The sequence below is a fragment of the Pseudomonas sp. p106 genome (assembly GCF_003936645.1).
GTDB lineage: Bacteria > Pseudomonadota > Gammaproteobacteria > Pseudomonadales > Pseudomonadaceae > Aquipseudomonas > Aquipseudomonas putida_E.
This window is the reverse complement of record NZ_RHQR01000002.1, coordinates 95,975-107,915: the sequence shown is the minus strand read 5'-3', so window position 1 is coordinate 107,915 and position 11,941 is coordinate 95,975. Positions and strand designations below refer to the sequence as shown.

11 protein-coding genes and 4 tRNA genes are annotated in these 11,941 nt (G+C 61.1%); 1 reads left to right on the top strand and 14 read right to left on the bottom strand.

The features are described 5' to 3' along the window. Nucleotides 1-19: 19 nt before the first annotated feature. From clpX to EGJ09_RS03075, 8 genes are all read right to left on the bottom strand, one after another. Complete coding sequence (clpX, locus tag EGJ09_RS03110) at nucleotides 20-1,303, bottom strand: ATP-dependent Clp protease ATP-binding subunit ClpX (RefSeq protein WP_012313645.1); 1,284 nt, start codon at nucleotides 1,301-1,303, stop codon at nucleotides 20-22. 108 nt (nucleotides 1,304-1,411) lie between these two features. Beyond that, nucleotides 1,412-2,053 carry an ATP-dependent Clp endopeptidase proteolytic subunit ClpP gene (gene clpP / locus EGJ09_RS03105; protein WP_009683825.1) on the bottom strand — a complete coding sequence of 214 codons (642 nt, stop codon included), beginning with the start codon at nucleotides 2,051-2,053 and terminating at the stop codon, nucleotides 1,412-1,414. Between the two features lie 91 nt (nucleotides 2,054-2,144). After that, nucleotides 2,145-3,458, bottom strand: coding sequence for a trigger factor (gene tig, locus EGJ09_RS03100; protein WP_046787929.1), 1,314 nt, complete (start codon nucleotides 3,456-3,458; stop codon nucleotides 2,145-2,147). A gap of 246 nt (nucleotides 3,459-3,704) precedes the next feature. Continuing rightward, nucleotides 3,705-4,004, bottom strand: coding sequence for a DUF6388 family protein (locus EGJ09_RS03095; RefSeq protein WP_046787928.1), 300 nt, complete (start codon nucleotides 4,002-4,004; stop codon nucleotides 3,705-3,707). A 239-nt stretch (nucleotides 4,005-4,243) separates the two neighbouring features. Beyond that, nucleotides 4,244-4,319: transfer RNA gene (locus EGJ09_RS03090), tRNA-His, on the bottom strand. 36 nt (nucleotides 4,320-4,355) lie between these two features. Then, a tRNA-Leu gene (locus tag EGJ09_RS03085) sits at nucleotides 4,356-4,440 on the bottom strand. Nucleotides 4,441-4,494: 54 nt separating this feature from the next. Further along, a tRNA-His gene (locus EGJ09_RS03080) sits at nucleotides 4,495-4,570 on the bottom strand. A 42-nt stretch (nucleotides 4,571-4,612) separates the two neighbouring features. Then, nucleotides 4,613-4,689: transfer RNA gene (locus tag EGJ09_RS03075), tRNA-Arg, on the bottom strand. A gap of 259 nt (nucleotides 4,690-4,948) precedes the next feature. Between EGJ09_RS03075 and folD the strand changes: the two genes are divergently transcribed. Next, nucleotides 4,949-5,803, top strand: a complete 855-nt coding sequence (gene folD / locus EGJ09_RS03070) for a bifunctional methylenetetrahydrofolate dehydrogenase/methenyltetrahydrofolate cyclohydrolase FolD (protein WP_039603436.1) — start codon at nucleotides 4,949-4,951, stop codon at nucleotides 5,801-5,803. Between the two features lie 98 nt (nucleotides 5,804-5,901). On the opposite strand, the gene EGJ09_RS03065 is transcribed toward folD, so the two are convergent. The 6 genes from EGJ09_RS03065 to EGJ09_RS03040 are packed head-to-tail and all read right to left on the bottom strand — an operon-like array spanning nucleotide 5,902 to nucleotide 11,820. Further along, nucleotides 5,902-7,641, bottom strand: a complete 1,740-nt coding sequence (locus EGJ09_RS03065; protein ID WP_125923207.1) for an ABC transporter substrate-binding protein — start codon at nucleotides 7,639-7,641, stop codon at nucleotides 5,902-5,904. 38 nt (nucleotides 7,642-7,679) lie between these two features. Continuing rightward, nucleotides 7,680-7,952, bottom strand: a complete 273-nt coding sequence (locus EGJ09_RS03060; protein ID WP_125923206.1) for a DUF2160 domain-containing protein — start codon at nucleotides 7,950-7,952, stop codon at nucleotides 7,680-7,682. A gap of 12 nt (nucleotides 7,953-7,964) precedes the next feature. Next, nucleotides 7,965-8,765 (bottom strand): carbohydrate ABC transporter permease, encoded by an 801-nt coding sequence (locus EGJ09_RS03055; RefSeq protein WP_039603433.1) that lies wholly within the window; start codon nucleotides 8,763-8,765, stop codon nucleotides 7,965-7,967. Nucleotides 8,766-8,768: 3 nt separating this feature from the next. Continuing rightward, complete coding sequence (locus tag EGJ09_RS03050) at nucleotides 8,769-9,632, bottom strand: carbohydrate ABC transporter permease (RefSeq protein WP_039603432.1); 864 nt, start codon at nucleotides 9,630-9,632, stop codon at nucleotides 8,769-8,771. Beyond that, nucleotides 9,629-10,726 carry an ABC transporter ATP-binding protein gene (locus EGJ09_RS03045; protein ID WP_125923205.1) on the bottom strand — a complete coding sequence of 366 codons (1,098 nt, stop codon included), beginning with the start codon at nucleotides 10,724-10,726 and terminating at the stop codon, nucleotides 9,629-9,631. The genes EGJ09_RS03050 and EGJ09_RS03045 overlap by 4 nt, the downstream gene beginning before the upstream one ends. After that, a complete protein-coding gene (locus tag EGJ09_RS03040; protein ID WP_125923204.1) occupies nucleotides 10,726-11,820 on the bottom strand; it encodes an ABC transporter ATP-binding protein in 1,095 nt (364 codons plus the stop codon). The genes EGJ09_RS03045 and EGJ09_RS03040 overlap by 1 nt, the downstream gene beginning before the upstream one ends. Nucleotides 11,821-11,941: the final 121 nt, after the last annotated feature.

Genomic DNA, 11,941 nt, shown 5'->3' with positions numbered 1-11,941 from the left:
TTGCTGCCACCTGACCGACTCAGGCGTCGGGTGCGGCCTTGGCTTGCGGCTCGCTGTTCTCGTAGATCAGCAACGGCTGCGAAGTGCCTTCGATGACGCTCTCGTCGATCACCACTTTGCTGACTTCCTTCTGCGAAGGAATTTCATACATGGTGTCGAGCAGAACGCCCTCGAGGATCGAACGCAGGCCGCGGGCGCCAGTCTTGCGCTCCAGGGCCTTGCGTGCGACGGCCTTGAGCGCATCACTGCGGAACTCAAGGTCAACGCTTTCCATCTCGAACAGCCTGGCGTACTGCTTGGTCAGGGCGTTCTTCGGCTCAGTGAGGATCTGCATCAGCGCAGCCTCGTCCAGCTCGTCGAGGGTTGCCAGAACCGGCAGACGGCCGACGAACTCGGGGATCAGGCCAAACTTGACCAGGTCATCCGGCTCGACTTCACGCAGCGACTCGCCAACCTTCTTGCCCTCTTCCTTGCTGCGTACTTCAGCGCCAAAACCGATGCCACCCTTGGTGGAGCGGTTCTGGATGACCTTTTCCAGGCCTGAGAAGGCGCCACCGCAAATGAACAGGATGTTGCGGGTATCCACCTGCAGGAATTCCTGTTGCGGGTGCTTGCGCCCCCCTTGCGGCGGAACGGAGGCAACGGTGCCTTCGATCAGCTTGAGCAGTGCCTGCTGCACGCCTTCACCCGAAACGTCACGGGTGATCGACGGGTTGTCCGACTTGCGCGAAATCTTGTCGATCTCGTCGATGTAAACAATGCCCATCTGGGCCTTTTCCACATCGTAGTCGCACTTCTGCAGCAGTTTCTGAATGATGTTCTCGACGTCCTCACCCACGTAACCGGCTTCGGTCAGGGTGGTGGCGTCAGCAATGGTGAACGGCACGTTCAACAGGCGAGCCAGGGTTTCGGCGAGCAGGGTCTTGCCCGAGCCTGTAGGCCCGATGAGCAGGATGTTGCTCTTGCCGAGTTCAACCTCGTCACCTTTCTTGTCACGCTGGTTCAGGCGCTTGTAGTGGTTGTACACCGCTACCGAAAGCACCTTCTTGGCGCGCTCCTGACCAATCACATACTGGTCCAGGATGCCGCTGATTTCTTTCGGCGAAGGCAATTTGTGCGCGCTGCTTTCGGCCTGGGCTTCCTGCACCTCCTCTCGGATGATGTCGTTGCACAGGTCGACGCACTCGTCGCAGATAAATACCGAGGGCCCGGCAATCAGTTTGCGCACTTCGTGCTGGCTTTTGCCGCAGAAGGAGCAATAAAGCAATTTGCCGCTGTCCTCGCCGTTACGGGTGTCAGTCATTCGATCGATCCAATCCGGTAGGCTTGCAACACAAGATGAAGGCAATTGCGGGCTTTTTCAAGTCCGCAGGTAGGCGCTTTGGGCGCCTGCCTGCTCTGGCACCTGGGTTCAGGAGGCCAGTTGCCGCTTGTCGTATACCGAGTCGATCAGGCCGTACTCGGCCGCGCGCGAGGCGCTCATGAAATTGTCACGTTCGGTGTCGCGCTTGATGGTCTCCAGATCCTGGCCGGTGTGGTAGGCCAGCAGCTCGTTCAGACGCGCCTTGATGTTGAGGATTTCCTGGGCATGGATCTCGATATCGGTCGCCTGGCCCTGGAAGCCGCCGAGCGGCTGGTGAATCATCACCCGCGAGTTAGGCAGGCAGTGACGCTTGCCCTTGGCACCGGCGGCCAACAGGAAGGCACCCATGCTGCAGGCTTGGCCGATGCAGATGGTCGAGACGTCCGGCTTGATGAATTGCATGGTGTCGTAGATCGACATGCCAGCCGTTACCGAGCCGCCTGGGGAGTTGATGTAAAGATGGATATCCTTGTCCGGGTTTTCCGCCTCAAGGAACAGCATCTGCGCCACTACCAGGTTGGCCATGTAGTCCTCTACCGGGCCGACCAGGAAGATCACTCGCTCCTTCAACAGGCGCGAGTAGATGTCATAGGCACGTTCGCCACGGGCGGACTGCTCGATAACCATCGGGACCAGGCCGCCTGCGGCCTGGATGTCAGAGCTCTGCTGAATATAAGAATTGCGGGACATGTCCTGCGCTCACTCCCAAATAGTCATGGCTTGAATACGCACAAGCCAGCGCGAAGGCTGGCTTGTGGGGGTTTCCTACGAGAGGGCCGCCTTACTCAGCTTCGGCAGGAGCCTGTGCTGGTTTTACGGCTTCTTCGTACGAGACCGATTTGTCGGTCACAGTCGCTTTCTGCAGAACAGTATCTACAACTTGTTCTTCCAGTACAACCGAACGTACCTCGTTCATCTGCTGGTCGTTTTTGTAGTACCAAGCGATGACCTGCTCAGGCTCCTGGTAAGCCGAAGCCATTTCTTCGATCATTTCGCGAACCTTGCCTTCGTCCGGCTTCAGTTCGAACTGCTTGACCACTTCGGCGACGATCAGGCCCAGCACCACACGGCGCTTGGCTTGCTCTTCGAACAGCTCGGCCGGCAGCTGCTCAGGCTTGATGTTGCCACCGAACTGCTGAACAGCCTGGACGCGCAGGCGGTTGACTTCATTTTCCAGCAGAGCCTTCGGCACTTCGATCGGGTTGGCGGCCAGCAGACCGTCCATGACCTGGTTCTTCACCTTGGTCTTGATCGCCTGACGCAGTTCACGCTCCATGTTCTTGCGAACTTCGGCGCGGAAGCCTTCCAGGGTCGATTCCTTGATGCCGAACTGGGCGAAGAACTCTTCGTTCAGTTCTGGCAGCTGAGGTGCCGAAACGCTGTTGACGGTGATGGTGAACTCGGCAGCTTTGCCAGCCAGGTCCAGGTTCTGGTAATCCTCAGGGAAGGTCACGTTGACAACGCGCTCTTCGCCAGCCTTGGCGCCAACCAGGCCGTCTTCGAAGCCTGGGATCATGCGGCCGGAGCCCAGTACCAGCTGGGTACCCTTGGCCGAACCACCGGCGAAGGCTTCACCGTCGATCTTGCCGACGAAGTCGATGTTGACCTGGTCGTCTTTCTCGGCAGCGCGCTCGACGGCCTCGAAGCGCACGTTCTGCTTGCGCAGCACTTCCAGCATGTTGTCCAGGTCGGCATCAGCCACTTCGGCGCTCAGGCGCTCGACGCTGATCGACTCCAGGCCGGCAACGGCGAACTCTGGGAACACTTCGAAGATGGCGACGAACTCCAGGTCCTTGCCCTTTTCGAAGGACTTCGGCTCTACAGCAGGCGCGCCAGCCGGGTTCAGCTTCTGCTCGACGATGGCTTCGTAGAAGGAAGCCTGGACCAGGTCACCGAAAGCCTCTTGACGGGCATCGGCTTCGAAACGCTGGCGGATCACGCTCATCGGCACTTTGCCTGGGCGGAAGCCCGCGACCTTGGCGCGCTTGGCAGTCTGCTGCAGACGCTTGTTGACTTCGTTCTCGACGCGCTCGGCCGGAACGGCGATGGTCATGCGGCGCTCGAGAGCGGAAGTGTTTTCAACAGAAACTTGCATGGATATTCCTCGTTGCACAGACGTTAGCCGGCGTTAGCCCGACTCCAGAATCAAGGGCAAGCATTCTAGTGAGTCACGCACCAGAAGTCACCCCACCCGGGACGACGGGAAACCACGCCGGTCGATTAGCTTGCAAGGCCCGCACGGCGTATCGCCGGGCCTCTATATATATGCAGGGTGCGCAACGCCGTCGGCGGCACGCAACCGTAATACTTTGTCAAACAACTACAGCCCGCAAAAACGCCCTTATTCAGGATCGATTTCATTGAACTGGCAGTACTCTTCCCAAGCCATACCCAGCGCTTGGGCCACTTCGCGATGGGTCTCCAGGCGCATGGCCTGAAGTTGCTCGGGGCTTTCGGCGATCAACTGCAGCGCCAGCTCCCAAGGCTGGATGCCCTGCTGGTCGGCGGCATCCTCGAACGCCCATTCGATCTGCTGGGCCTGTTCGCGCGCATCCAGCCCACGGATTTCCTCGAGCAGTTGCGGATTGGCCTCGGCGAAGCGCTGAAGCGCCAGCGCCTGACGGGCTTCTTTTGCAATCATTGGATTAATCCTTTGCTGGCCTAATCCAGCCGGTATTTCAACCGACTGAAATCTATCAGCTTTTATTGGGGTGTCGCCAGAGGATTGCAAGGGCTGGCAGAGGTATTGCGCAGGCCTCAAGAACTGCGCGCCCCTGCAGGAGCCGGCTTGCCGGCGAGGCTGCATAGTTACGCGCTCGTACGCATAACGCAGAAACAACAAAGGCGCCTGATCATACAATCAAGGCGCCTTCGAAAATATGGGGTGGACGATGGGAATCGAACCCACGACAACCGGAATCACAATCCGGCGCTCTACCAACTGAGCTACGCCCACCATATTGCGGTGTTACGGTACAACCTTACATAAACATGGTGCGGACGAAGAGACTCGAACTCTTACAGCTTGCGCCGCTGGAACCTAAATCCAGTGTGTCTACCAATTTCACCACGTCCGCATAACGCTTAAAACAAAGGCGCCAGATCTACAATCAAGGCGCCTCTGAAGAATATGGGGTGGACGATGGGAATCGAACCCACGACAACCGGAATCACAATCCGGCGCTCTACCAACTGAGCTACGCCCACCATATCGCTTTACTGCCTCACTTGCTTGCCCAAGCTGCCTAATGGCGCACCCGGCAGGACTCGAACCTGCGACCATCCGCTTAGAAGGCGGATGCTCTATCCAGCTGAGCTACGGGCGCATAAGCGTAAAGCCTAACCGAACGAGCAATACTAAAACCACTCATTCTGCCCGACTTCGCCAACCAGTGCTAGGCTGTGCCCGACAAGTGCGGCGAATCTTATAGGCGACCCGTATAAGCGTCAACACCTTTCTATAAAAAATTTAAATTATTTAAGGGGTTAGGGCATTTGCCCGACCACCCGCCTTTGCCCTCGGGCCGTGTCGTGCGAGAATGCGCCCTCTTTATTGTTCCTTTCTCGATGGTTAATCACGCGTCTATGACTGCACACCTAATCGATGGCAAGGCGATCGCCGCCAACCTGCGCAAGCAGATCGCTCAACGTGTCGAGGAGCGTCGCCAGCAAGGCCTGCGCACGCCGGGCCTGGCGGTGATCCTGGTCGGCACCGACCCCGCCTCCCAAGTCTATGTCTCGCACAAGCGCAAGGACTGCGAAGAGGTCGGTTTCATTTCGCAGGCCTTCGATCTGCCCAGCGAAACCACGCAGCAAGCCCTGACCGAGCTGATCGACCGCCTCAACGACGACCCGGCAGTGGACGGCATCCTGCTGCAACTGCCGCTGCCTGCACACCTGGATGCATCGCTGCTGCTCGAGCGCATCCGTCCGGACAAGGACGTCGATGGCTTCCACCCGTACAACATCGGCCGCCTGGCCCAGCGTATTCCGCTGCTGCGCCCGTGCACCCCTAAAGGCATCATGACCCTGCTCGAAAGCACCGGTCAGGACCTGTACGGCATGGACGCCGTGATCGTCGGCGCTTCCAACATCGTTGGCCGCCCGATGGCCATGGAGCTGCTGCTGGCCGGCTGCACCGTGACCGTCTGCCACCGCTTCACCAAGGACCTGGCCGGTCATGTCGGCCGTGCCGACCTGGTGGTCGTGGCTGCCGGCAAGCCGGGGCTGGTCAAGGGTGAGTGGGTCAAGGAAGGCGCCATCGTCATCGACGTGGGCATCAACCGCCAGGAAGACGGCAAGCTGGTCGGCGACGTGGTCTACGAGACCGCCCTGCCCCGCGCGGGCTGGATCACGCCGGTGCCGGGCGGCGTCGGGCCGATGACCCGGGCCTGCCTGCTGGAAAACACGCTGTATGCGGCAGAAGAGCTGCATAAGTAAGCTTGCGTGAAATGAAAACGGCACCTCTGGCAGGTGCCGTTTTTTTGCCTTGGATTCAGCAGCTTGCCGACGATGAACCCATTTGGGCCCCTAGCCGGTCACTTGCGCGCCGCCTCCCACGATTTCAGCAGCTCGTCATAGCTGACCGTCTCGCCCTTGGGCTTCTCGTTGGCCAGTTTCGGTTTTGGCGCCCCCGGCTGGTCGAACCAGTACTGTGCGTCTTTTTCAGGGTTCAGCTTAGGCGCGCAGGTGGCCTGGGCATTGGAGCGCTGCAACCGCTCCATCATGCGGTCCTGATCCCGGGCCAAGCCATCCAGCGCTTCTTGCGGCGTTTTCTCGCCACTGGCCACTTCGGCGATATGGCTCCACCACAGTTGTGCCAGGCGAGGATAGTCCGGCACGTTGGTCCCGGTCGGGGTCCATTGCACCCGTGCCGGGCTACGATAGAACTCCACCAGCCCGCCAAGCTTGGGCGCCAGGTCGGTCATGGCCTGGGAGTTGATGTCCGACTCGCGGATCGGCGTCAGGCCAACGATGGTCTTTTTCAACGACACGGTCTTGGAGGTGACGAACTGGGCGTATAGCCAAGCGGCCAGGCGCTGCTTCTCGGGGGTGGACTTGAAGAAGGTCCAGGAGCCGGTGTCCTGATAGCCCAGCTTCATCCCCTCCTCCCAGTATGGCCCCTTGGGCGAGGGCGCCATGCGCCACTTCGGCGTGCCGTCAGCGTTGACCACCGGCAGCCCCGGCTTGGTCATGTCGGCGGTAAAGGCGGTGTACCAGAAGATTTGCTGGGCGATGTTGCCTTGCGCAGGCACCGGGCCGGCCTCGGAGAAGGTCATGCCTTGCGCTTCCTTGGGCGCATAGGCGCGCATCCAGTCGACGTACTTCTGCGTGGCATAGACGGCCGCCGGGCCATTAGTGTCGCCGCCACGGGTCACGCTGGACCCTACCGGGTGGCAATCCTCCACGCGGATGCCCCACTCGTCCACTGGCAAGCCATTGGGCAGCCCTTTATCGCCACCACCGGCCATGGAGAACCAGGCATCGGTGAAGCGCCACCCCAGCGAAGGGTCCTTCTTGCCATAGTCCATGTGGCCATAGACACGCTTGCCATCGATTTCCTTGACGTCTTCGGTGAAGAATTTGGCGATGTCCTCATAGGCGGACCAGTTCACCGGCACGCCCAGCTCGTAACCGTACTTTTCCTTGAACCTGGCCTTGAGCTCGGGCCGCTCGAACCAGTCGGCGCGGAACCAGTACAGGTTGGCGAACTGCTGGTCGGGCAACTGATAAACCTTGCCATCCGGCGCGGTGGTGAACGAAATGCCAATGAAGTCCTTCAGGTCCAGGGTCGGTGAGGTGTAGTCCTTGCCTTCGTTGGCCATCAGATCAGTGATCGACTCCACCTTGCCGTAGCGAAAATGTGTACCGATCAGGTCGGAGTCGTTGACCCAGCCGTCGTAGATGTTCTTGTCCGACTGCATCTGCGTCTGCAGCTTCTCCACCACGTCGCCTTCCTGCAGCAGGTCGTGGGTCAGCTGGATCCCGGTGATCTCGCTGAAGGCCTTGGCCAGCACCTTGGACTCGTACTCATGGGTGGTGATGGTTTCCGACACCACATTGATCTTCATCCCGCGAAACGGCTCGGCGGCCTTGATGAACCACTTGAGCTCGGCCAACTGCTGCTCCGGCGTCAGGGTCGACGGTTTGAACTCGCTGGCGATCCATTTCGATGCCGCATCCTCGTACTGGTCGGCCCACGCCGCACCGTGTACGCCGGCCAGAACCAGCATCGCGGCCAGGGTCAAATGTCGCCGGTTGTGTTTGTTATGGAACATTGTGATCTCCCGTTTGAGTTATTCCCCGGAGCCGTCGCTCAGCCCCAGCGCAGCACCACCACGAGCCAGCCCAGCGACAGCAGCGAGGCCACCCATAAAGGCCAGTCGCTGACCCCGACTACCAGCAAGTGCAGGTAGGCGCTGACCAACAGGCCGATGAACAACCGGTCGCCACGGCTGGTGACGATCGGCAGAAAGCCACGCCGCTCCACACAGGGGCGGCGCAGTTCGAACAGGGTCATGCACAGCAGCAGTACGCCGACGGCGGCGAAGAACAGCGCCGTGGGCAAGGTCCAGGCCATCCACTCCATGCGTTGCCCTCCTCACACCCGGCCCAGGGCAAAGCCCTTGGCCACATGGTTGCGAACGAACCAGATCACCAGCATGCCTGGCAGGATGGTCAACACCCCTGCCGCCGCCAGCACGCCCCAGTCGATGCCCGAAGCAGACACCGTGCGGGTCATCACGGCGGCAATCGGCTTGGCGTTCACCGAAGTCAGGGTGCGCGCCAGCAACAGTTCGACCCAGGAAAACATGAAGCAGAAAAACGCCGTCACGCCGATGCCGGAGCCGATCAGCGGAATGAAAATCTTCACGAAGAAACGCGGGAAGCTGTAACCATCGATGTAGGCGGTTTCATCAATCTCCTTCGGCACGCCCGACATGAACCCCTCGAGAATCCACACTGCCAGCGGCACGTTGAACAGGCAGTGGGCCAGGGCAACGGCAATGTGCGTATCGAACAGGCCGATGGACGAATAAAGCTGAAAGAACGGCAGCAGAAACACCGCAGGCGGCGCCATGCGGTTGGTCAGCAACCAGAAGAACAGGTGGCGGTCACCGAGGAAGCGGTAGCGCGAGAAGGCATAGGCCGCCGGCAGCGCCACCAGCAGTGAAATCAGCGTGTTCAGGCACACGTAGTACAGCGAGTTGATGTAGCCGCTGTACCAGCTGGCATCGGTGAAGATCACCCGGTAGTTGTCGAGGGTGAACGCCTGCGGCCACAGGGTGAGGCCACCGAGTATCTCGGTGTTGCTCTTGAACGACATGTTCAGCAGCCAGTAGATCGGCACCAGCAGGAAGAAGAAGTACAGCAGCAGGGCCAGCGTCTTGCGTGTACTCATGGCCTAGTCCTTGTCGGCGTGGGTCATGGCGGTATAGAACAGCCACGACACCAGCAGAATGATCAGGAAATACACCAGCGAGAACGCCGCCGCCGGGCCCAGGTCGAACTGCCCGACCGCCATGCGGGTCAGCGTCTGACTGAGGAAGGTAGTGGCGTTACCCGGCCCGCCTCCGGTGAGCACGAACGGCTCGGTGTAGATCATGAAGCTGTCCATGAAGCGCAGCATCACCGCGATCAGCAGCACGTTCTTGAGCTTGGGCAACTGGATATGCCGGAACACCGCCCAACCCGATGCCCGGTCGATGCGCGCGGCCTGGTAGTACACGTCGGGGATGGCGCGCAGGCCCGAGTAGCACAGCAGCGCCACCAGTGATGTCCAGTGCCAGACGTCCATCACCAGCACGGTGAGCCAGGCGTCGAAAGGGTCGCCAGCATAGTTGTAGCTGACGCCAAGCTTGGCCAGCGTGGCACCGAGCAGGCCGATATCGGCGCGGCCAAAGATCTGCCAGATGGTGCCGACCACATTCCACGGGATCAGCAGCGGGATGGCCATGACGATCAGGCATACCGAAGCCAGCCGCCCCTTGGTCGGCATGGTCAGGGCGATGCCGATGCCCAGCGGAATTTCGATCAGCAGCACGCAGGCGGAATAGATGAATTGGCGCAGCAAGGCATCGTGCAATGCCGGGTCGCGCAACACCTGGCGGTACCAGTCGGCGCCGACGAAGTAGCGGCTGGACTGGTCGAAAATGTCCTGCACCGAATAGTTGACCACCGTCATCATCGGCATCACGGCACTGAACGCCACCAGCAGGAACACCGGCAGCACCAGCCACCAGGCCTTGTTGTTCGGCACCTTGTTCATGGCACGGCCTCCAGCAGCAGATCGTCGACGTACAGCAGCAGCCACTGCGTCGGCAGGCTGACCCAGGCATGTGCCACCGGCACCGGGCGATCTTCTGCCAGGCGCGCCTTGAGCGCCACGCCGCCAAGCACCAGGGTGACGATGCGATAGGTGCCCAGGTCCTCGACGTCCAGCACTCGCGCAGGCAAGGCGCCCTCGAATGGGCTGTCCCACAGTTGCACGAACTCCGGGCGAATGCCCACTTGCAGACGCCCGCCGCGCGTGCCCGCCAAGCGTTCGCGCAGGCCGTCGGGCAGTGCCAGGTGCACATCGCCGAACGCGACCCCCGCCGCGTCGGCGCGCACGTCGATCAGGTTCATCCCCGGGCTGCCGATGAAGTAGCCGACAAAGGTATGCCGGGGCCGCTCGAACAGCTCACGCGGGGTGCCGAACTGGACGATGCGCCCGCCATGCATCACCGCGATCTTGTCGGCGAAGGTCGAAGCCTCCAGTTGATCGTGGGTCACGTAGATCATGGTGATGTTGAACTGCTCATGGATCTGCTTGAGCTTGCGCCGCAACTTCCATTTCAGGTGCGGGTCGATCACCGTCAACGGCTCGTCGAAAAGGATGGCCGAGACGTCATCGCGCACCAGGCCCCGGCCCATGGACACTTTCTGCTTTTCATCGGCGCTGAGGTTGCGCGCCTTTTTCTTCAGCACTGCGCCCAGGTCGAGCACCTCGGCGATTTCCTCGACCCGCGTGCGCACCCTGGCTTCGTCCAGGCCCTGGTTGCGCAAAGGGAACGCCAGGTTGTCGAACACCGTCATGGTGTCGTACACCACCGGGAACTGAAACACCTGGGCAATGTTGCGCTGCTGCGGCGAAAGGTCATTGACCGGCTTGCCGTCGAACAGCACCTGGCCATGGGACGGTGTTAGCAGCCCCGAGATGATGTTCAGCAAGGTCGACTTGCCACACCCGGAAGGCCCGAGCAACGCATAAGCGCCGCCCTGCTCCCACACGTGCTCCAGTTGATGCAGCGCGTAGTCGCCCTCGGCGGTGGGTTGCCGGCTGTAGCTGTGCGCCAGCTGGCGCAGGCGGATTTCGGCCATCAGGCGCTCCTTGCCTGGCGCAGGCCCGGTGCCTGTACCAGTGCCCCGGCGCTGTCGAAAACGAACAGCTTGTGGGTGGGTATGAAGACACGGATCGGCGTATCCACCTGATACTCGTGCACCCCCGGCAGGTGCAGGACCATCGGCCAGTGCTCGTTACGCACATGCAGAAATGTCTCGGAACCGCTGATCTCGGCCAGTTCCACCCGCACCGCCAGTTCCAGGTCGTCATCGTGCGCCGGCACCAGGGTGAGGTGGCTGGGGCGCACGCCAAAGCGGTAATCGCCGTCGCCCAGGCGGTGCAGGTCGACATTGCGGGCGAAGTGCACGGCCTGGGCCAGGCTCACCTCATTGCCACTGATACGCCCCGGTATCAGGTTGATCGGCGGCTCGCTGAACAACTCGGCGGCCAGCACGCTGCCGGGCCGCTGGTAGACCTCGGCAGTAGGCCCGCTCTGGACGATTCGCCCCTCGTGCACCAGGGTGGTGGTGCCGCCCAGTGCCAGCGCTTCGTTGGGCTCGGTGGTGGCATACACGGCAATGCAGTTGCGCGCGGCGAACAACTCGCGCAGCTCTTGGCGCAGCCCTTCGCGCAACTTGTAGTCGAGGTTGACCAGCGGCTCATCGAACAGGATCAACCCGGCATCCTTGACCAGCGCCCTGGCCATCGCCGTGCGCTGCTGCTGGCCGCCAGACAGCTCCAGCGGCAAGCGTTGCAGGTAGGGTTCGATACGCAGCATTTCGGCAGTTTCCTGCACGCGCCGACGGATGTCCGGCTCGGCCAGGCGCGCCTGGCGCAGGGGTGAGGCGATGTTCTCGTACACGCTCAGGGTCGGGTAATTGATGAACTGCTGATACACCATCGACACATTGCGCCGGCGCACCGGCACGCCAGTGACATCTTCACCCGCCATCAGCACGCGGCCACGGTCGGGGTGGTCGAGCCCGGCCATCAGGCGCATGAGGCTGGTTTTGCCGGCCAGGGTCCGGCCAAGCAGCACGTTGAACGAGCCAGGCTCGAACTGCAGGGACGCGTCGATGATCCAGGGCTGGTTATCGACGCTGCGGCTGACCTGTTCCAGCACCAGAGACATGGCAGGACCTTGTTATTGTGGTTGTCCGGCACAGACAGCCAGTTCCGTGCCAGTTCCACTCTGGCCCTCTGGCCTGCGGCTTTGACGGTGCCGACAGGCCAGCAGCGATTCACAACTGAAC